The sequence below is a fragment of the Arthrobacter sp. KBS0703 genome, assembly GCF_002008315.2.
Classification (GTDB): Bacteria; Actinomycetota; Actinomycetes; order Actinomycetales; family Micrococcaceae; genus Arthrobacter.
In genome coordinates, this window is the sequence record NZ_MVDG02000001.1 from 3,884,975 (window position 1) to 3,903,399 (window position 18,425).

An 18,425-nucleotide genomic window follows, 5' to 3' on the forward strand; every position below is an offset into this window, starting at 1 on the left:
AATTAAGAACAGCCCGAATTACCGGGCAGGGCCCGTCGCTTGGAGGTGCTGTGGTGCCCGCCGTATCCGAAGCGGTCCCGCTGGGGCCGCTGCAGCTTGTCATCTGGGGCGCAGTGTTGATGGCCGCCGTTGCCTGCATGGTGGTCGCCGTCCGGCATCATGCCGGCAAGCCCGACGCCGATGGTTCAGACCCGCTGTTCTGGGACCTCTTCGGAGGCGCGGCAGTGATCGTCCCGGCGCTCCTCATTCCCGCGGTGGCGTCCCCGTTGGCCGGACTGGCCCTGACGGCGGTCGCCGTAGCGAGCGGCGTCGCCGCTTACCGCAGCAGCCCGCGGATCCTGGCCTGGCACGACTCCAGGCGCCGGCGGCGCCTGGACGCTCCCCGGCGGGAGTCCGCCGCCGAGGTCCACAACGCCGTCCTGAGCCGCTGGCGGCGCTACGAGCTGGATCCGGCGCTGGCCATCGGCTACCCGGACATGGCGGACGTTGCCCGTCCGGAAACCTCCGCGTTCGTGAAGGCGATGCGGGAGGCGGAGCTCCTGAGGGCGTCGTCAGATCCCGGATACGCGCCGGCCGTTGCCCGGCTCGAGCTCGCCCTGGGCCGTGCCGAGAACGCGGCAGGCGTCCCGGGCTGCGGCGGAGGGCTTTCACAGGTACGGCACAGCAGCGCCGAAGCCGCACCACAAGCGTGAATCGGATCATTTTCCTAGGCCGCAGGAGCGGCCGGCCCGGCCATCCGCCGGGTCCGGAGAATAGGAGATTCACATGTCCAGGATCAACAAGATGACGGCAGGCATCATCCTTGCCGCGGCGGTGGGAGGCGGTGCCATCGGCGCAAGACGGAGGAGATCCTGACGGGCGACACCGCCACCAAGGTCGAAGCCGCCGTCAAGGCGGCCCAGCCCGGCACCACCATCGAACGGATGGAGACCGACGCCGACGGCGCCACCTACGAAGCCCACATCACCAAGGCGGACGGCACCCGGGCCACAGTCCTGCTGGACGCCAACTTCAAGGTGACGGGCACGGAGGAAGGTCGCGGCGGCGCCGGGGCAGCAGGGCTTCGACGACGCTGCCAGCAGCTAAGTTCCAAGCAACGCGGGGTCATTCCCGGCCCCATCCGGGCCGTCCATTGGGCGGCATGTGACCCCGCGTTGTGGGGCGGTCTATGCGCCGGCCGGGCTAGGCGCCGGCCGCGTCCTCGAGGGTTGAGGGAGCGAACAAGGCGGCGGCCACGTCCTCCCGAAGGAAGTAACTCCGGTGTTCCAGCGGTTGCAGGCTGCCGCGCACGACGTAATAGCCCCTGCCTTCGCCGGGCCCGCCCGCGGCGCGGTCGATCGCATCGATCAGGCCCTGGTCCAGCGGGGAATCAGGCCCGCGGTCCTGCAGCAAGGCAAGGTCCTCCGGCAGCAGTGAACTGATCATTCCGTGGATATCCGGCATGTCCGCATCCTTTGTCTCGGCAACGCTCCGCTGTGGTGACGTCCCCCCCGTCGGGCGGAACCGGGTGACTATTTCCCGGTTCATCCACCCCGATTGTAAGTGCCCGGCAACGGCGCGGCCAGACCTCCTCCCGGCGGCCCGGATCCGGCCGTAGGATGGGCCCATGTCAACCTATTCGGTCACTCGCAGTGCCCTCATCCCCGCCCCCGCCAAGGACGTGTTCCCGCTGGTCAACAACTTCCATGAATGGACCAAATGGTCGCCGTGGGAAGCCGTGGACCCCGCGCTGAACCGCACCTACTCGGGCCCGGAGTCAGGCGTGGGCGCGAAGTACGCCTGGAGCGGCAACCGCAAGGCCGGCGCAGGCAACATGGAGATCGTCGGCTCGCAGGAACCGGACAACGTCAACATCCGGCTGGAATTCACCAAGCCGTTCCCGGGCGTCAACCCCACCACCTTCACGCTCGTTCCCGAGGGCACCGGCACGCGCGTCACCTGGACCATGACCGGCGAGCACAAGGGCATCGGCAAGGTGTTCGGCCTGTTCATGAACATGGACAAGATGGTGGGCGGGGACTTCGAAAAGGGCCTGGCCTCCCTGGGTGCCGCTGCGGCTTCGCGCACGGCCTAGGAACGCATGGGGTGGTCCGGCACGCCCCCCAACGGGCGTGCCGGATCACCGGTATCGGCGCAAACGCTAGCCCTGCCCGGCGCTTCCCGCCGGCTGGAGCCGCTGGGCCTCCAAATAGCCGAACAGCTGCCGCAGGCCGAAGGTCCACTCGGGCAGTTCCTCTGAAGCGCCGACCGTGTTGACCAGGGCACCGAGGTGGCGGCTGCGGATGGTGACCACGTCGCCGTGCTTGTGCGTGAAGCCCTGCCCCGGTTCGTCCCGGTCCTGCGTCGGCGCGAACAGCGTCCCGGTGAACAGTGCGAAGCCGTCCGGATACTGGTGGTGCCTGCCGTGGGTGGCCGCCACCAGTTCCTCGAACGGCCGGCTGATCCGGGCCACGGTGTTGCGGCCCTCGAGCCGGTAGCCGTCCGCACCTTCGACGCCCAGTAGGATCTCCTCCTCGCGCAGGGTGTCCAGGGTGAACGCGCCGTCGAACAGCCGGATGAGGGGACCCAGGGCGCTGGACGCGTTGTTGTCCTTCGCCTTGCCCAGCAGCAGGGCACTGCGTCCTTCCACATCCCGCAGGTTGACGTCGTTGCCGAGCGTCGCGCCCACCACCTCGCCCCGGGACGTGACGATCAGCACGAGCTCCGGTTCCGGGTTGTTCCAGGAGGAGAAGGCCGGGATGCCGATGCCCGCGCCGAGGCCAACGGAGGACAGCACCGGAGCTTTGGTGAACACCTCGGGGTCCGGCCCGATGCCCACCTCCAGGTACTGCGACCACAGCCCCTCCGCGATCAGCACGCGCTTGGCCTCGGCAGCCTCCGCGGACCCCGGACGGACCGCGGCGATGCTTCCGCCGAGGGCCGTGCCCACCAGCTCGCGCATCTCCGCGGCCCGCCCGGCATCACCGGCGCAACGCTCCTCGATGACGCGCTCGATCATGCTGTCCACGAACGTCACGCCGCAGGCCTTGACGACCTGCAGGTCAACGGGCGCCAGGAGATGCGGGCGGGTGGCGTCGCCTGCCAGCGAGGCGCTGACGACGTCGGCCGTCGCCCACCGCGGTACCGCCAGGTCCGGGTCCAGCAGCGCAGCGCGGACTGCGGCAGCGGGGCTGGGCAGCTCGAGCAGTTCCGAAACGGTGCCGGCCACGCGGTGCAGGTCAAAGACCTCCGTGCCGCTGACCGCGACCACCCGGGGGCCGCCGGTCTCGACGTCCCAGACCCGGCCTACGAGCAGGGCCTGCCACGCATCCTCCGGAAGGACCGACGCCGCCAGGTCCGTCATGCCGCTCACAGCTCACCCTCCCGGTTGAAGGCATCCTGCTGGCGAGCCGCCGACGGCCGGTGCCAGACGCCGTCGACCCTTTGCGGAACCTTCCATGGATTGCCGTCCCGGAGCGGTTCCGGCAGGCGGGCGGCGGGGAAAGACTGGTACGCCACCGGGCGCAGGAAGCGGCGGATGGCGGCCGTTCCCACGGACGTGGTGGCCGACGTCGTGGCCGGGTAGGGGCCGCCGTGGTGCTGGGCGTAGCTGACCGTGACGCCGGTGGGCCAGCCGTTCCAGAGGACCCGGCCGCTGATCTCGGTCAGGCGGGCGGCGAGTTCGGCCACGTCGTCGTCTTCTTCGGCCTGCAGCGTGGTGGTCAGCTGGCCCTCGAGGAGTGCGGCGAGCCCGGCGAGTTCGGACTCGTCCCCGTACTCGACCACGAGGCTGGCCGGGCCGAACATCTCCTGCCGCAGGATTTCCGGGTTCCTGCGCACCGCGTCGGCCGTGGTGTGCAAGACGGTGGGCGCCGGCGCCGCGGCGAAGTCGCCCTCGACCAGCAGCTCCACGCCGGTGGTGTCCTGCAGGCGGCGGACGGCATCCGCGTAACCCTGGTGGAGGCGGTCGCTGAGCAGCTGTGCCGGAGTGAAGTCGGCGAGGGCGGCCGCCAGGATGCTGCGGACCTCCGCGTTCTCCGCCGCCGCCATACCCTGTGACGTTCCGGCCGGCGTGCCAGCCGGAACGAACAGCAGCCCCGGCTTGGTGCAGAACTGGCCCATGCCCAGGGTGAAGGATCCTGCGTATCCGGTGAGGATTTCCTCGCGACGTGCTGCCCAGGCGCTCCGGGTGACGAAGACGGCGTTGATGCCTCCAAGTTCCCCGAAGAAGGGAATGGGTTCCGGCCGCGCAGCGGCGCGGTTTAGCAGTGCCCGGCCGCCCGCCGTCGAACCCGTGAAGCCGATGGCCTTCACCAGCGGATGGTCCACCAGTGCTTCGGCGGCCTGCCGTCCGGTGACCAGGGCAAAGAGGCCCGACGGCGCGCCGGCGGCGTCGCGCGCTGCCGGCACCGTCTGGGCGGTGCGGACCGCGAGCTCGCGGTGCCCGTCATGTGCCTTGTGCACGACGGCGCAGCCGGCGGCGAGTGCCGAGGCGCTGTCGCCGCCCATCACGCTGAACGCGAAGGGGAAGTTCGAGGCTCCGAAGACCCCCACCACGCCGAGCGGAACGTTGTAGCGGCGCAGGTCCGGCCGCGGTCCCATGCCCCACGAGGGGTCTGCGTGGTCGATCGTGGCGTCAAAATGCTCGCCCTGCAGGATTTCGGCCGCGAAGAGCCGCAGCTGGAAAACGGTGCGTTTGAGTTCGCCTTCCAGGCGGGGCGCGCCGAGGTGTGTCTCCCTGACGGCGATCTCCACGAGCGCCGCGGTGTCCTGTTCCAGTCCGGCCGCGATGGCCTCAAGCCACCCGGCCCGGGTGGCGGGATCCGCCGTCCGGCCCTGTTCGAAGGCGTCCTGTGCCTCCTCGACGGCCGCATTGAGCTGGTCCGGTCCGGTGGCCGCCCCGGCTGCGGAGTTCCGGACCGCGGTGTCCGCGGCGGTCATCGGCCGGCCTCCGCGGGAACCCGCGAGGCGCCCGTGACGGCTGCCCTGCCGCCCACTTCCTGCCATCCCGCGCCGGCAGGGAATTCCCAGCGGGTGCGGGCCGCGCTGAACATTTCGGCGCCTGTGCCGGGGAGCTTCGGCGCGGCGTAGCGTCCGTTGACGATCCGGACGGGCTCCGCGAAGTGTTCGTGCAGGTGGTCGACGTACTCGATCATGCGGCCTTCCTGGCTGCCGCTGACGGCGGCGTAGTCGAAGAAGGAGAAGTGCTGGACCAGTTCGCACAGTCCCACGCCGCCGGCATGCGGGCACACCGGCACGCCGAACTTCGCCGCCAGCAGGAGGTTGGCGATGTTCTCGTTGACGCCGCCCACGCGGGTGGAGTCGAGCTGGAGGACGTCGATGGCGCCGGCCTGGAGGAGCTGCTTGAACACGATCCGGCTGGCCACGGCCTCACCGGTGGCCACCCGCACCGGCGAAACGCCCTTCCGGATCTCGGCGTGGCCCAGGATGTCGTCGGTGCTGGTGGGTTCTTCGATCCAGTATGGGTTGAACTCGGCCAGCTGGTTGACCCATTCGATGGCCTCGGACACTTCCCAGCGCTGGTTGGCGTCGATGGCGATCGAGAGGTCGCCCACGGCCTGGCGGGCCAGGGCCATGCGGCGGCGGTCGTCGTTGATGTCGCCACCCACTTTGAGCTTGATCATGGAAAAGCCGTCTGCGGCGGCTTCCCTGCTCAGCCGGACCAGCTTCTCGTCGCTGTATCCGAGCCAGCCCGGGGAGGTGGTGTAGGCCGGGTAGCCGTCGGCCTGCAGCGCGGCGATGCGGGCCGCCTTGCCGTCCTGGCCGGCGCGCAGGATGTCCAGCGCCTGCTGGGGGTTAAGGGCGTCGCGGATGTGGGTGAAGTCCACCACGTCCACGATCTCCTCGGGGGACATTTCGCTGAGTAGGAGCCAGAGGGGCTTGTTCTCGCGGCGGCCGCGGATGTCCCACAGGGCGCTGATCAGGGCGCCGCAGGCCATGTGCGTCACGCCCTTCTCCGGCCCGAGCCAGCGCAGCTGGGAGTCGTGGATGAGGCGCTTGGACGCGCCGCCCAGGTCGTAGATCAGCTCGTCGATGTCGCGGCCCATGAGCAGGCGGGCGTAGGCGTCGACGGCGGCTGTCAGGATCTCGTTGCCGCGGCCGCAGCTGAATACAAAGCCGTGGCCTTCGTCGCCCGCGTCGGTGCGGATCACGACGTAGGCGGCGGAGTAGTCGGGGTCGACATTGACCGCGTCGGAGCCGTCGAGTTCCAGGGACGTCGGGAAGCGGACGTCCTGGGTGGTGATGGAGGTGATGGAAGGCATGGATCTCTTCTCTCGTGGCAGTGCTGGAGGGGATGGGCATGATTTCCTATATGAATTTCGATAATCATATAGGAACTGTGACCCAGATCAAGTCCCGGACTCCCGCGTCCCGTCTCCGCCGGCGCCACGGGACAGAAAAATGCCCCGGCCACAAAGGCCGGGGCTGAGGTGCGGCGAGGCTCCGCCTACCGGATAATCCGCTTCCGGGGCGGCCCGCCGTCCTCCAGCGGCGACAGTTCCGCATGCCCCTCGAAGGCCTGGGCGAAGCGGCCAAAGGAGTTGCGGATATGTTCCGCCATGGCGGCCTCGGCCTGCTCCGGCAGGCATGCCTCGATCGCATCCCGGACGGCCGAATGCTCGGCCACGGTGATGGCGCCGTCGACGTCGGCGGGGTACAGGCGGAAGGTGTGGAGGTGGCAGTGGGTCTGGGCGAAGGCGTGGCGGACCACCGGGTTGCCCGAGGCTGCGAGGATGGTGTCGTGAAAGCGAGTGTCGTGGGCCACGAGGTCCTGCCGCAGGTCCCCCGCGGTGGCCATGGTCTCCCGGAACCCGGCAAGCTCCTTCCCCAGGGCCGCCGCAGGATTCGCCAGCCGGTCCACGGCGGCCGCGCGCGCCGCCCAGGGCTCCACGAGGAGACGGAATTCAAATAGCGACCGCAGCTCAGCCAGCCCCAGCAGCGGGGTGGTGCTGTAGCCGCGCCCGGGGCTGTAGACCACCAGGTTGTCGCCCTCGAGGCGCTGCAGCACTTCCCGCACGGGCGTCTGCGAGACGCCGAGGGTGCGCGCAACGGCGTCGATGTTGATGCGCGTGCCCGGCGCAATTTCGCCCTCCAGGATGGCCGCGCGCATGGACGAATAAACGTCAGTGACTGCGGCTTTGCCTCGTGAAGTATCGGACGATTGACGTGGTGGCACGCGCTTACCTCTTTGGTTCTGGTCTGACGGGAGTCGTTTGGGGAATCATAAGCCACCGCGCGCCGCGGACGGAGTGCGGAACTTTTTTGGAGCAGGACTTGATCCGGATCACATTATCTATATGATTAACCAGATTCCTATATGATTTTGGCGCCGACATCTTCGGCGTCTTCCCTCCCGCCGGTGCCCAGGGCACCCGAAGCCATGTTCACGTCGAAGGAGACCGCATGACTGCGCTCGGAAGCAAGACCGCCACCAAGTCATCCCCCACACCACCGCGCCTCATGACCCGGAAGCGCTGGGTCATCATCTGGCTCGCCTTCATCGGGCTCAGCATCAACTACCTTGACCGTTCAAGCCTGAGCGTCGCACTACCGTTCATGGGCAAGGACTTCGAGCTCACCGCCACGCAGCAGGGCCTCATCTTTGCAGCCTTCTTCTGGGCCTACGACTTCTGCCAGCTCGCCGCCGGCTGGTACGTGGACAAGGTGGGGCCGCGCCGGTCATTCTCCCTGGCGGCGGTGTGGTGGTCCGTCTTCACCATGGTGACCGCCGCAGCGACCAGCTTCTGGTCACTCTTCGCCGCAAGGTTCCTCCTCGGCGTCGGCGAAAGCCCGGCCCCCAGCACCGCCGCCAAGGTGGTTGGCACCTGGTTCCCCGTCCGGGAGCGCGCATTCGCCACCAGCATCTGGGACTCCGGATCGCGGGTGGGCGCCGTCATCGCACTGCCCATCGTCACGCTGATCGTGGCGGTCACCTCCTGGCACGCGGTCTTCATCATCATCGGAATCGCCGGCCTCATCTGGGCCGCCGTCTGGTGGAAGGTGTACCGCAGCCCGCAGGAACACCCGGGCGCCAATGCCGCCGAAGTGGCCTACATCGAAGAAGGCGGCGCCCGCGGCGAAGCCAGCGATGACGCCGGAGCCGCCAAGCTGCCGTGGCGTTCGCTCTTCAAGTACCGCACGGTCCTCAGCATGATGTTCGGCTTCTTCTGCCTGAACAGCGCCATCTACTTCTTCATCACCTTCTTCCCGAGCTACCTCGTGAAGGAACGCGGCTTCGACCTCCTGAAGCTTGGCTTCTTTGGCGCCATCCCGGGCATCTGCGCCGTGCTGTGCGGCTGGCTCGGCGGCTACCTGGCCGACCGCGCAGTCCGGGCCGGCGCATCCGTCACCAAGGTCCGCAAGACTGCCATTGCCGGCGGACTCGCAGGCGGCTCCGTCATCATGTTCGCCGCACTGGTTCCCGAAGCATGGATGGCCCTCGCGCTGCTGTCCGTCGCGTACTCCAGCCTCACCGTTGCCGCCACCGGCATCTGGTCGCTGCCGGCCGACATCGCACCCAGCTCCCGGCACGTGGGCTCCATCGGCGGCCTGCAGAACTTCGCTTCCAACCTGGCCGGCATCTTCACCCCGATCCTGATCGGCGTGCTTGTGGACCAGACCGGATCGTTCGTGGCGCCGCTCGCCGTCATCGGCGCGGTCTCCCTCATCGGTGCCGCCAACTACCTGTTCGTCATGGGCAAGATCGAACCCCTGAAGGTAAAGGAGCCGGTACCGGCGGTTTAACAACAGCAACGCGGGGTCACTTCCCGCCCCATCCGGACCTCCGGACGGGCGTTAAATGACCCCGCGTTGCAGTTGGGTTGGGGGTGGGGAACTACAGCTCCACTGATGTGTATAAGAGACAGCGCCGACGCTCATGCGGCTGTGGGTGACCTTGGACTTGACCCACTGCAGCACGGTGGCCGCGGTGCCGCCGGGGCTCGTCCAGTATTCAGCGGAGTCCGAGTCAACGCGAAGCAGGACCACCTCGGGAGTGTCGGGTCCGTCCGGGAACCACGCTTCAACGGCCTGGTTCCACAGTTCGCGGATCTTCGCCCGGTCCCGGACCACTTCCGCGGTTCCGGCGACTGACACCCATTCCGTTCGCTTGCCGAAGGACACGTTGACCCGCGGATCCGCGCCGACGTGGGCAACCTGGGAAGTTCCTTCCCCGGTGAAGAACCACATGTCGCCGTCGTCCTTGACGTCTTGGACGGCCAACGGCCGGCTGACCAGCGCGCCTTCTTCGTTGATGGTGGTAAACATTCCGATGTGGGAATGGTTGATGATGTCCGTGACCTTGCTGATGTTTTCGGTTTCCGGCATGCTGCCACCTCGTTCTGTCCGTGTGTTCCGTACCGTGCGTTCTGCTCTGTGTGCTTGGTGCACTGCGGGAAGATTCCCCTTGGACCAGCGTATTGGTAAGCGTGCTTACTTTCTACCCTGTTCCTGCGCCGACCCGCATCCGCGCGGCCTCGGCGTCACACTCCCCGGCGTCACAGTCCCCGGGCAAGCACCTGGCCCTTGAAGAACTCCGGCCGCACCCTGGCCATTACGAGCATGACCACCACGCCCAGCAGGATCACGCCCATGCCCAGGACGAACACCATGCCCACACCGCCCACGGATGATCCGGATCCGTATTCGGGGTCCATCGAGTCGTAGGCCGTCTTGAAGAACATGACCAGCAGGATCACGCCGCCCAGCAGGGGTGCCAGGAACTTGAAGAAGAATGCCCGGGCGCTGCTGAACGCCACGCTCCGGAAGAACCAGACGCAGGCCAGGGCCGTAATGCCGTAGTAGAAGCAGATCATCATGCCCAGCGCCGTGATGGTGTCCCAAAGGGCGTTCTCGGAGGTGGTCCTGGTGATGACATAGAACGCTGCTGCTGCGATGGCGGCGGCGATCGTGGCGTAACTCGGGGACTTGAACGCCGGGCTGACCCTGCCGAACGTCCGCGGCAGGGCCTTGTAGTGCCCCATGGACAGCAGGGTCCGCGCCGGGGAGACGAACGTCGACTGCAGCGACGCCGCCGAGCTGCTGAGGATGGCCAGGGACATCAGGATGGCGAACGGGCCCATCACCGGCCCGGAAAGCACGGCGAAAATGCTGGACTGGTTGTCCGGGTTCCCGGTGCCCAGCCCCGTCTCGCCTACGCCGGCGAAGGAGAGGGTGGCCAGGGCCGCCATCATGTAGATGGCCATGATGACGACGACGGTCACGGTCGCCGCCCGCCCGGGCGTCTTATCGGGATTCTTAGTTTCCTCGTTCATGGTCAGCGTCACGTCCCAGCCCCAGTAGATGAAGATCGAGAGGGAAACGCCCGCCGCAAATGAGGAGAAGGAGTCCACGGCGAAGGGGTTGAACCAGTCAGGCGAAATGGCCGTGGCGTCAAAGGCGGAACCGTTGGCCACATGAAGGAAGGCGGAGACCGCGAACCAGCCGAGCACCAGCAGCTGGAAGCCCACCAGCACGTACTGGACGCCCTTGGTGGTTTCCATGCCCCGGTAGGAAATCCAGCAGGCAAGGGAGATGAACACCAGGGTCGTGGCGATGTTCAGCGGCAGGTTGGTGGTCAGCTCGGCGAGTTCGGGGTTGCCGAACAGCTGCGAGAGCATGAGGTAGAAGAAGTCGACGGCGACGGCCGCCAGGTTGGACAGCACGATGATGGTGGCGGCGATCAGCCCCCACCCGCCCATCCAGCCGATCCACGGGCCAAAGGCCCGCGTTGCCCACGTGAAGGAAGTCCCGGCGTCGGGCATTGAATTGTTCAGTTCGCGGTACCCGAGCGCCACCAGCAGCATGGGGATGAACCCCACGAGGAAAATCGCCGGCAGGTGCACGCCCACCTCGGACACCGTGGGACCGAGCGCCGCGGTGAGCGTGTACGCCGGGGCGATGCATGACACGCCGATCACCACCGCCCCGATCAGCCCCACAGACCCGGCCTTCAGGCCTTTTTCGCTGAGCGTCTTATACGATGCGTCCGCGCCCTTGGCGGCAGCGGCTCTAGTGCTCATGGGATTGCCTCTCCGGAAAGTTCATTCGTCGTTGAATGGGTGGGGAGCCGCGCCGGTCAGCCGACGGCGGCCGCGGCGTCGGCCAGCTCGGCCTCGCCGAACGCTGGGGTGCTGTGCGTTGCGGTGCTGCGGATTGCCGCCGCCGTCCCTGCTGCGGCCGCGATGCGGGCCGCCGTGAACTGGCCCATGCGGACGGCGCCGTCCACGTGCTGGTAGCCCTCGGCGGCGAGGTCGGAGGAGCACCAGTAGATGGGTCCGACCGGCGCATGCTGGTCCTTGCCGTAGCGGTGCAGGCCGCCGAGGTCGTAGCTGGAGGCGTACGCACCGCGGGTCCACTCCTCCGAGCCCCAGTCGGATTCGAAGTAGACCTCCGGTTCCAGCGCCTTCTCCCCCAGGAAGCCGGCGATGGATTCCAGGACGGCGCGCTTGCGGTCCTCCGCACTGAGTTCGAAGACGGCGTCGGCCTTTTCGTCCGAGATGAACCCCACCAGGGTTCCGCGCGAATCCCCGTGGTTGGTGTTGTCGTAGACCTCCTGCACCAGGGACCCTGCGCCGAAGCCGGTGCCGGACAGGCCGTCCTCGCGCCAGAACGGCGTGCCGTAAACGGCGTGCACCTTGATCACCAGGCCCAGCGACTGGTGCTGGTGCATCTGGTGCTGGCGGCGCGGCAGCGGCGGGTTAAAGGAGACGCGCGAGTACAGGTTGGGCGGCACGGCCATGATCACGAAGCGGGCGTTGACGGTGGCCCGCTCGGAAACGGCGGTGACGCGGTAGCCGGCGGTGTTTCCGCCGGCGGGGGTTGGCTCCCAACTGATGGTGCGCACCGGACTGTCAAGCACGACGTCGGCACCCAGTTCCGCCGCCTGCAGCAGGGACACCTGCTGCATTCCGCCGATCACGCGTTTGTCCAGGATGAAGTCCTCGTCCGTCAGGTGGGTGAAGGAGCCGGCGGAGGCGGCCATCAGCACTGCCTGCAGCGCGGAGAAGGCGTGGGCGGGCTTGGTCAGCATTCCCCCGGCGATGAACAGGCCGATGTTGTTGCAGGCTTCTTCATCGGCGGAGTTCTGGCGGAGCCAGTGGTGGAACGAAATGGTGTCCAGTTCCCGCGCCTTGGGGTGGGCCCAGGGCTCGGTGGGGCCGATTTCGGCGGCCAAGGCGTCGAGCAGTCCCGTGAGCTTGTCCATTTCGGAAGCCGTGGTGGCACTGACGGGGAAGGACTCCCCGGTGTAGCGGATGGGGGTCCCGTCCGCACCGATGTAGACCGACTCGCCGTCGCGGTAGCGGGAATAGGTCTCGAGGCCGAGCTCGTCCAGGAGCGCCAGCAGGGCCGTCTGGTCCGGCGAGACCCACTGGCCGCCGATTTCCAGCATGGCGCCGTCAACGGTGTCGGTCCAGGTGCGGCCGCCCACGCGGTCGCGGGCTTCCAGTACGGCAACGGTCAGGCCGGCCTTCTTCAGTGCACGGGCGGCGGTGAGGCCGGAAGGGCCGGCGCCTACGACGACGACGTCGCGGTCAAGATTCAGCATGATGTCCTCTCTGTGGCCGCCCGAGTGATGCGGACCACTAAATGAATGCCATTCATTTATGATGACTATAGCGCTTTTGGCCTGCCCGCGGAAGAGGCTGATGGAATAATGCTGAGGACACCGCCCGCAGAAAGGCCAGCCATGCCGGCATCACCAGCCTCCCCCGGAAGCACAGCCCTCGGCGAACCGAGATCCGAGGCAGGACGGCGCCGGGCCGGCCGCCCGGTAGGCGGGGTCCTGGACAAAGCAGGCATCACGGCCGCTGCGCTGAAGCTCATTGAAAAGAAGGGCTACGACGGCCTCACCATGGCCGCGCTGGCCCGCTCACTGAACGTCGCCCCGTCGGCCCTCTACAACCACATGGAATCCAAACGCGACGTGCTGCTGCTGGTGGAGGACCACCTCGCCGCCCTGGTTGACGTGTCAGCCTTCGGCGCCGAGCGCTGGGAGGAAGCGGTCCGGAAGTGGGCGTGGAGCTACCGGGACGTGTTCTCGCGGCACACCCCGCTGATCCCGGTCATCGCGGTGCTCCCGGTGACGGACGCCCCGCAGACGCTGGCCATGTACGAGACCGTGAGCGCCGGATTCCGCGACGCCGGCTTCCCCGAAGAGCGGATTGTCTCGTCCATCGTGGCGCTGGAGTCGTTCATTTTTGGCTCGGCCTACGACGTCACAGCTCCGGCGGACATTTTCGACTCCGGCTCCATGGCCGACGCCACGCCCAGTTTCACCGGCGCAGTGCGAAGCCTGGCCGCGCAGGGGCATGAACGGCCGGCGGACGTGGCGTTCAGCCTTGGCCTTGAGGCACTGATTGCGGGGCTCGGGACGCTTCGCGAGGAACCGCCAGCGCCCGGGCTACGGAGTGTCTGACCGCCTCGCCGCACGGGCCTCGCCACGGCGGACATCAATCGTGGACGTGTTGCTGCTCGCCGTTGCCGTGGCCTGGGGTTCAACCTACTGGGTCGCCAAGGAGCTGGTCAGCCCGGACACCGTGCTGGCGGTGCTTGCCGTCCGAATGCTGCTGACCGCCGTCGCGCTTGGCCTGATCCTCGTCGCCCTGCGAAAACGGTTGAAGAGGACGGAGGCCGTGATCGGCGGCATTCTGGGCCTGCTCTTGTCCACAGTCTTTACGTTCGAAACCTTCGGCCTTGCGGCGACCAGCGCCACTAACGCCGGGCTCATCATCAGCCTGACTATCGTGATGACTCCCGTGCTGGAGACCGTGGTGGGCAAGCGGAGGCTGAGCGGGCTGTTCTACCTGGCCGCGGTCATCGCGGTTGCCGGCGTGTACTTCCTCGCCACGGGCGGCGCCTCGGCGTCCTTCGGCTTCGGGGACTTGCTGATCCTGTTGGCGGCCGTTGCGCGGGCGGTCCATGTGACGGGGATGCACCGGCTTTCGGCCGGACCCCGCATCGATTCACTGAATCTGACCTTCGTGCAGATGGCGACCTGCGGTCTCGTATTTCTCATCATGTCGGGCCTCTGGGGAGCACCGGTCGTGGCCTATGCCACAAGCATGGACGGGTCCGCCTTACTGCAAATGGCCTATCTCGTGATCGTCTGCACGGTGTTCCCGTTCTTCATCCAGATGTGGGCGGTGCGCAGGACTTCTCCAACCAGGGTGAGCCTCCTGCTCGGAACCGAACCGGTCTGGGCCGCAGTCATCGGCGTAACACTGGCCGGCGATGTCCTGGGCCCCCTCGGCATCCTGGGTGTGGTGCTCGTGCTGGCTGGCACCATGTGGGGGCAGCGGCTTGAACTCAAGACGCCGCCCGTGCCCCCGGCCGCCACGCGGCAGCGGGATAAAGTCCGCGATCCGGCGGTATGAGTGCAGGCGGCCGTGCATCCACATGCGGTTCACGCAGGGGTAATGTGGCCGAATGCCCGACCTCAGCATGACCATCAGACTCGCCGCCACCACTGATGCGGACGACGTCTGGCGTCTAGTTCAGGATTTCGCGTCGACGTCCCGGCCAGAGCGTGAGTCTTTTGACCTAACATTCCGTTCGCTGGTCGAGGCGCCCCATACCCTCGTTCTCGTAGCCGAGCACAGTCCCGGATCGGTTGTGGGCTATCTGTTGGCCCACAGCCGCGCCACGTTTCTTGCCAATGGCCCTGTTGCCTGGGTCGAGGAGGTCATGGTTGCCGAGCTGGCGCGCCGACAAGGCGTGGGACAGGCCTTGATGTTTGAAGTCGAGGCATGGGCGGAGTCGCAAGGTGCGGCCAACGTGTCGTTAGCTAGCCGGCGGGCCAGCGATTTCTACCTTGCCCTTGGGTACGCGGACGCTGCCACGTTCTTTAAGAAACACCTCAATTCCCGCTAGCGGCATCGAACGCGGTGGATTCATCTTTTCTGGCAGTTTCGACGGCGTGCTGCGCGGTCGCCAGCGCGCTGGCAGACTTACGGATCGAGGCCATGCGGAGACTCTCGGTGGCGGCGATGATGCTCTTTACTGTTTCAGGGTCTGCCTTGCCTGGCGAGCCGTGGTCGAACGGCGGTTTCGGGTCATATTCGATGGCCAGCTGAATCCTGCGCGCTTCGTCGTCGCCAAAGAGCTCCGCCGCCAACGTGAAGGCAAAATCAATCCCTGAGGTAACGCCAGCACCTGTGATTCGGTTTCTGTCGCGGACGACTCTTTCGGAGGTCGGGTGGACGCCGAAGTTTTCGAGCATCTGGAGGGACGCCCAGTGGCTGGTGGCTTGGTAGCCGGTGAGGAGCCCCGCCGCGGCAAGGAGGACAACGATTCTCAGTGGACCGGGCGGCATGATTTCAGACTATATGAGGGCGTGCGTCATCCAGCGCGGCTCGGCTAGCGGCTCGGTCCCGCCAGACAGCCGCCGCTCATTGTGGAGCTGCCGCCGGTTTGCCACCCTTGAGGCATGACCATGGAAGAGGTTATTGAATTCGTGAAAAGCTTCGACGGCGCACTCGCGGTCGTTCCCGCCCCGGGAGACGGCTCGCCCGAAATTGCCTGGGGCGATGCATTCTTCTATTACGCCCCGGACGGCACCATGCCCAAGGCGACCCAGCCGTTTGCGACCATCGTGACCAAGAACTACCCCGACGACGAGCGGTCACGCCTCGACCGGCCCGGAGCCTTCCGCGTGAACGTGGCTGCCGGGAAGCCTGCCTTCGTTGAGTGGACGGGCCATCAACCCGGCGATCCGGCGGAGGACGTTGATCCGGGTGTGGATGACAGGGTCATTGCACATCCCGTCTACGGATCACTGGGGTGGCTGGCCGTCGTCAACCCGGGGCCTTCGACATCCCAGACAGTGCAGAACCTGCTCCGTAAGGCCTACGAACTCGCCCGGTCCCGCTACGAACGCCGGATGGCTCTCTAGCTCCATGGAAGGTTCCACCATGTCCGATTGTGATCTCGCCGCCCTACGGGAACGAGCTGCCCACGGCGACCCCGACGCCATCGGGGAACTCGTTGAACTTGCCGCCGAGCGGGAGGATTTCGAGGAGCTGCGGCGCCTCGCAGACGGCGGCAGCCGGGATGCCGCGGACCAGCTCGTTGAGCTCGCCACAGAAAAAGAAGACCTGAACGAGCTGCGCCGCCTCTCCGCCGGCGGCAACACTGACGCGGCCGACGTTCTCACCGAGCTGGCCGAGGAAGCCGCCGAGGAATAGCTGGTTACGGAGCGGCATAGGCCTGCCCGTACCACGTGAGCACGCGCAGCGCCCTGAGGGTGTTCCACCTGCTCGGTCGCCCGTCGCATTCTTCCAGGGCGAAGTGGATCCGTCCGGGATGGGTGTTTTCCAGCAGCCAGGTGCCGTCGGGCTGCCGTTTCGAGCGCAGCAGCTCGATGGCTTCGGCGAGGCGTTGGTCCGGAGCGCCGCCGGCGTCGCGGAAGTAGTCGAGGCCGCGGAGGACGTCGTAGAACCAGCGCGTCGGGTACGAGAACTGCAGCCAGTCCGTGTTGATCAGTTCGCCGGTGCTCTTGCGCCGGAGGAGTGCGCGTCCGAGCAGGTACTCCTCGCCGCGGTGCCGGGCCGCGACAGTTGCCGGCGTCCCGCCGGTGGTGCGCTCGTGTTCCAGCAGCCCTTCGAGCACGTTGATGGTGGTGGCGAAGGATGACCGTGTTGAGCCCCGTTCGGCCTCGCAGTTCCAGCCGCCGTCTGCGAGCTGCTCGCCGAGCAGCCGGGCGACCACGCCGTCGACGTCTTCGCCGAAGTAGGCACCGAGGCCCACCGTCATGCCGTTGATGCAGGGCTCCACTTCCCCGTCGAAGAACGGCTGATCGCCTTCCTCCCAGCGACTGTTCTCCCGGACGAGTTTCACCGCGCGGCGGGCCTCTTCGCTGCCGGGCTCGAGCCCGAAGTCACGCAGCAGCAGCAGGCTGTAGGCCGTCGCGGTCCAGGGCTGTCCGACCTCGGATTCATCGAACGGCGATGGGAAGTAGGTGCCCCCGTCCCACTGGCCGTCGGTGCCTTGCAGCGCGAGCAGCCGGGCACCCCAGCCCTCGCTGGCCACACGTTCCCGCTCAGCGTGTACAGCCTCCGCCGGCGCATCCGTGAGGTCGCGAAGGACCTGCCAGCGGATCGAAGGGTCAGAGTCGAGTAGCCAGTCCAGGACCTCCATCCCCTCAAAATACACGCGCTCAAAGGAAAGGGCGACGGCCGCCATAGACCGCTGGCCGTCGCCCTTGTCCTTCGTGCAGTACCTTCCGGTCTGTGCTCCGGGAGTCTCAGGACCGGAGAGTCAGGAGAAGCGCCCCGGCCGGAAGGTCGCCAGCATCGGATGCCGGTTTCCGGTCAGGATTTCCCCCGCGAGAAGTTCGCCCGCGATGAGGCCGAGCGTGGCTCCGGAGTGCGTGAACGCCACGAAGCAGCCCGGCGCCTGGCCCAGTTCGCCCAGGACGGGCTCGCCGTCGCCCGGGATGGGCTTGTAGCCGATCTTCCAGGACGCCGGCTTGAGCTCGGGGTTGCCGGCAATGAGCTTGGACGCTTCGTCAGCGAGTTCCTGGACCACCTCATCCGGAATGCTGAACGTCCCGTCTGCATGCTCAGTGATGCTCCCTTCATACCAGTCGTGGTCGAGGGCGAAGGTGCTTCCCGGGTTGGGGCGGACGGCGGCCCGGGGCGTGTTCATCACGGCGGCAACCTCGTGCTCCACGGGCTTGGTCACCACCAGCATGGAGACAGGGGACGCGTTCGGAATCTCGACGCCGAGCGGCGCCACCACGGCGGGTGTTGCGGCCCCGCAGGCGACGAGAACCGCATCGGCTTCGTAGATCTCACCAGCCGCCGTCTCGACGCCGGCGGCCCGGCCGCCGTCGACCGTTACGGACGCCTTGCCGGCGTTGAGGACCAGCTCACCGCCGCGGGCGTGGAACTCCGCCATGAGGAAATCCACCAGGTCCGGCAGGCTGACCCAGCCCTCGCCCGGGTTGAAGATGGCGTTCTCCGGCACAGCGCCGGCATCGATGCCGGGGGTGACCGATGCAATCTCGTCCGGAGCCAGCAGTTTGGAGTCATAGCCCACAGACCTCTCGTAGGCGTGGCGGGCCTCCGTGACAGCCTTTTCCCCGGCTGCGTTCCACATGAGGCCGCCGCCAAACTGCAGCCATTCCCGGCTCGGATCGGCTGCGAAAAGCGTGCGGTAGCGGTCGACGCCGGCGAGGCGCAGCAGGTGGTACGGCGTGGACCGCTCCCCCGCGGAATTCAGCCAGGAGAGTGAGCGGCCGCTGGCTTCACTCGCAAGACCGGTTTCGGTCAGCAGGACCACCGAGGCGCCTCCGCGGAGCAGGTGGACGGCGGTGGAGACTCCGAGGATGCCGCCGCCGATGACGGCGACGCGTTTGGTTGAAGCTGTGGAGGACATACGTCTCCCCTTTCTAATGGTGTACGGGGTGCTTTGGCCGCGCGAAG

General features: G+C 67.2%; 19 protein-coding genes. 8 read left to right on the top strand and 11 right to left on the bottom strand.

Annotated features, from left to right (window positions below; all coding sequences use genetic code 11):
* Positions 1–50 precede the first annotated feature (50 nt).
* Entirely contained in the window at positions 51–692 is a 642-nt protein-coding gene (locus B1A87_RS18040) for a hypothetical protein (RefSeq protein ID WP_078028659.1), read from the top strand.
* A 490-nt stretch (positions 693–1,182) separates the two neighbouring features.
* Here the strand turns inward: B1A87_RS18040 and B1A87_RS18045 are convergent, their stop codons facing one another.
* Positions 1,183–1,443, bottom strand: coding sequence for a hypothetical protein (locus tag B1A87_RS18045; protein ID WP_078028661.1), 261 nt, complete (start codon positions 1,441–1,443; stop codon positions 1,183–1,185).
* A 163-nt stretch (positions 1,444–1,606) separates the two neighbouring features.
* On the opposite strand from B1A87_RS18045, the gene B1A87_RS18050 reads away from it, so the two are divergent.
* Complete coding sequence (locus tag B1A87_RS18050; RefSeq protein ID WP_078028662.1) at positions 1,607–2,074, top strand: SRPBCC family protein; 468 nt, start codon at positions 1,607–1,609, stop codon at positions 2,072–2,074.
* A gap of 66 nt (positions 2,075–2,140) precedes the next feature.
* Here the strand turns inward: B1A87_RS18050 and B1A87_RS18055 are convergent, their stop codons facing one another.
* The 4 genes from B1A87_RS18055 to B1A87_RS18070 form a co-directional block, all read right to left on the bottom strand.
* The gene (locus B1A87_RS18055; RefSeq protein WP_078028693.1) at positions 2,141–3,343 is read right to left on the bottom strand and encodes a fumarylacetoacetate hydrolase family protein; all 1,203 of its coding nucleotides are present in this window, start codon (positions 3,341–3,343) and stop codon (positions 2,141–2,143) included.
* Positions 3,344–3,348: 5 nt separating this feature from the next.
* Positions 3,349–4,920, bottom strand: a complete 1,572-nt coding sequence (locus B1A87_RS18060) for an aldehyde dehydrogenase (NADP(+)) (RefSeq protein WP_144275871.1) — start codon at positions 4,918–4,920, stop codon at positions 3,349–3,351.
* On the bottom strand, positions 4,917–6,263 hold the full coding sequence (locus tag B1A87_RS18065) for an L-fuconate dehydratase (protein ID WP_078028664.1): 1,347 nt from the start codon (positions 6,261–6,263) through the stop codon (positions 4,917–4,919). The genes B1A87_RS18060 and B1A87_RS18065 overlap by 4 nt, the downstream gene beginning before the upstream one ends.
* A 185-nt stretch (positions 6,264–6,448) precedes the next feature.
* Entirely contained in the window at positions 6,449–7,177 is a 729-nt protein-coding gene (locus tag B1A87_RS18070) for a GntR family transcriptional regulator (protein WP_260680935.1), read from the bottom strand.
* A 227-nt stretch (positions 7,178–7,404) separates the two neighbouring features.
* Between B1A87_RS18070 and B1A87_RS18075 the strand changes: the two genes are divergently transcribed.
* A complete protein-coding gene (locus B1A87_RS18075; RefSeq protein WP_078028666.1) occupies positions 7,405–8,745 on the top strand; it encodes an MFS transporter in 1,341 nt (446 codons plus the stop codon).
* A gap of 51 nt (positions 8,746–8,796) precedes the next feature.
* Here B1A87_RS18075 and B1A87_RS18080 read toward each other — a convergent pair whose 3' ends face one another.
* The 3 genes from B1A87_RS18080 to B1A87_RS18090 form a co-directional block, all read right to left on the bottom strand.
* Positions 8,797–9,327 carry a pyridoxamine 5'-phosphate oxidase family protein gene (locus B1A87_RS18080; RefSeq protein WP_260680937.1) on the bottom strand — a complete coding sequence of 177 codons (531 nt, stop codon included), beginning with the start codon at positions 9,325–9,327 and terminating at the stop codon, positions 8,797–8,799.
* Positions 9,328–9,497: 170 nt separating this feature from the next.
* Complete coding sequence (locus B1A87_RS18085) at positions 9,498–11,021, bottom strand: APC family permease (RefSeq protein WP_078028668.1); 1,524 nt, start codon at positions 11,019–11,021, stop codon at positions 9,498–9,500.
* A gap of 56 nt (positions 11,022–11,077) precedes the next feature.
* Entirely contained in the window at positions 11,078–12,547 is a 1,470-nt protein-coding gene (locus B1A87_RS18090) for an NAD(P)/FAD-dependent oxidoreductase (protein WP_078028669.1), read from the bottom strand.
* A gap of 108 nt (positions 12,548–12,655) precedes the next feature.
* Here B1A87_RS18090 and B1A87_RS18095 point away from each other — a divergent pair, with 108 nt between their 5' ends.
* Genes B1A87_RS18095 through B1A87_RS18105 form a run of 3 tightly spaced genes read left to right on the top strand, consistent with a single transcriptional unit; the run spans position 12,656 to position 14,871 of the window.
* On the top strand, positions 12,656–13,417 hold the full coding sequence (locus B1A87_RS18095) for a TetR/AcrR family transcriptional regulator (RefSeq protein ID WP_078028670.1): 762 nt from the start codon (positions 12,656–12,658) through the stop codon (positions 13,415–13,417).
* Between the two features lie 40 nt (positions 13,418–13,457).
* Complete coding sequence (locus tag B1A87_RS18100; protein WP_221937594.1) at positions 13,458–14,375, top strand: DMT family transporter; 918 nt, start codon at positions 13,458–13,460, stop codon at positions 14,373–14,375.
* A 52-nt stretch (positions 14,376–14,427) separates the two neighbouring features.
* Positions 14,428–14,871: a GNAT family N-acetyltransferase gene (locus tag B1A87_RS18105; protein WP_078028672.1), complete on the top strand. Its 444-nt coding sequence runs from the start codon at positions 14,428–14,430 to the stop codon at positions 14,869–14,871.
* On the opposite strand, the gene B1A87_RS18110 is transcribed toward B1A87_RS18105, so the two are convergent.
* Positions 14,858–15,313, bottom strand: coding sequence for a DJ-1/PfpI family protein (locus B1A87_RS18110; protein ID WP_078028673.1), 456 nt, complete (start codon positions 15,311–15,313; stop codon positions 14,858–14,860). The two genes, B1A87_RS18105 and B1A87_RS18110, sit on opposite strands and share 14 nt — an antisense overlap.
* Before the next feature lie 114 nt (positions 15,314–15,427).
* On the opposite strand from B1A87_RS18110, the gene B1A87_RS18115 reads away from it, so the two are divergent.
* On the top strand, positions 15,428–15,892 hold the full coding sequence (locus B1A87_RS18115) for a DUF6194 family protein (RefSeq protein ID WP_078028674.1): 465 nt from the start codon (positions 15,428–15,430) through the stop codon (positions 15,890–15,892).
* A gap of 19 nt (positions 15,893–15,911) precedes the next feature.
* Positions 15,912–16,184: a hypothetical protein gene (locus B1A87_RS18120; RefSeq protein ID WP_078028694.1), complete on the top strand. Its 273-nt coding sequence runs from the start codon at positions 15,912–15,914 to the stop codon at positions 16,182–16,184.
* Between the two features lie 4 nt (positions 16,185–16,188).
* On the opposite strand, the gene B1A87_RS18125 is transcribed toward B1A87_RS18120, so the two are convergent.
* Entirely contained in the window at positions 16,189–17,181 is a 993-nt protein-coding gene (locus B1A87_RS18125) for a hypothetical protein (protein WP_260680938.1), read from the bottom strand.
* Between the two features lie 75 nt (positions 17,182–17,256).
* The gene (locus tag B1A87_RS18130) at positions 17,257–18,378 is read right to left on the bottom strand and encodes an FAD-binding oxidoreductase (RefSeq protein ID WP_078028675.1); all 1,122 of its coding nucleotides are present in this window, start codon (positions 18,376–18,378) and stop codon (positions 17,257–17,259) included.
* Between the last annotated feature and the right edge of the window lie 47 nt (positions 18,379–18,425).

Excerpts from the sequence above, each read along its gene's own strand:
- B1A87_RS18045 (WP_078028661.1), bottom strand. The coding sequence starts at position 1,443 with ATGCCGGATATCCACGGAATGATCAGTTCACTGCTGCCGGAGGACCTT.
- B1A87_RS18050 (WP_078028662.1), top strand. The coding sequence starts at position 1,607 with ATGTCAACCTATTCGGTCACTCGCAGTGCCCTCATCCCCGCCCCCGCC.
- B1A87_RS18055 (WP_078028693.1), bottom strand. The coding sequence starts at position 3,343 with ATGACGGACCTGGCGGCGTCGGTCCTTCCGGAGGATGCGTGGCAGGCC.
- B1A87_RS18060 (WP_144275871.1), bottom strand. The coding sequence starts at position 4,920 with ATGACCGCCGCGGACACCGCGGTCCGGAACTCCGCAGCCGGGGCGGCC.
- B1A87_RS18065 (WP_078028664.1), bottom strand. The coding sequence starts at position 6,263 with ATGCCTTCCATCACCTCCATCACCACCCAGGACGTCCGCTTCCCGACG.
- B1A87_RS18075 (WP_078028666.1), top strand. The coding sequence starts at position 7,405 with ATGACTGCGCTCGGAAGCAAGACCGCCACCAAGTCATCCCCCACACCA.
- B1A87_RS18080 (WP_260680937.1), bottom strand. The coding sequence starts at position 9,327 with ATGCCGGAAACCGAAAACATCAGCAAGGTCACGGACATCATCAACCAT.
- B1A87_RS18085 (WP_078028668.1), bottom strand. The coding sequence starts at position 11,021 with ATGAGCACTAGAGCCGCTGCCGCCAAGGGCGCGGACGCATCGTATAAG.
- B1A87_RS18090 (WP_078028669.1), bottom strand. The coding sequence starts at position 12,547 with ATGCTGAATCTTGACCGCGACGTCGTCGTCGTAGGCGCCGGCCCTTCC.
- B1A87_RS18095 (WP_078028670.1), top strand. The coding sequence starts at position 12,656 with ATGCTGAGGACACCGCCCGCAGAAAGGCCAGCCATGCCGGCATCACCA.
- B1A87_RS18105 (WP_078028672.1), top strand. The coding sequence starts at position 14,428 with ATGCCCGACCTCAGCATGACCATCAGACTCGCCGCCACCACTGATGCG.
- B1A87_RS18110 (WP_078028673.1), bottom strand. The coding sequence starts at position 15,313 with ATGCCGCCCGGTCCACTGAGAATCGTTGTCCTCCTTGCCGCGGCGGGG.
- B1A87_RS18115 (WP_078028674.1), top strand. The coding sequence starts at position 15,428 with ATGACCATGGAAGAGGTTATTGAATTCGTGAAAAGCTTCGACGGCGCA.
- B1A87_RS18120 (WP_078028694.1), top strand. The coding sequence starts at position 15,912 with ATGTCCGATTGTGATCTCGCCGCCCTACGGGAACGAGCTGCCCACGGC.
- B1A87_RS18125 (WP_260680938.1), bottom strand. The coding sequence starts at position 17,181 with ATGGCGGCCGTCGCCCTTTCCTTTGAGCGCGTGTATTTTGAGGGGATG.
- B1A87_RS18130 (WP_078028675.1), bottom strand. The coding sequence starts at position 18,378 with ATGTCCTCCACAGCTTCAACCAAACGCGTCGCCGTCATCGGCGGCGGC.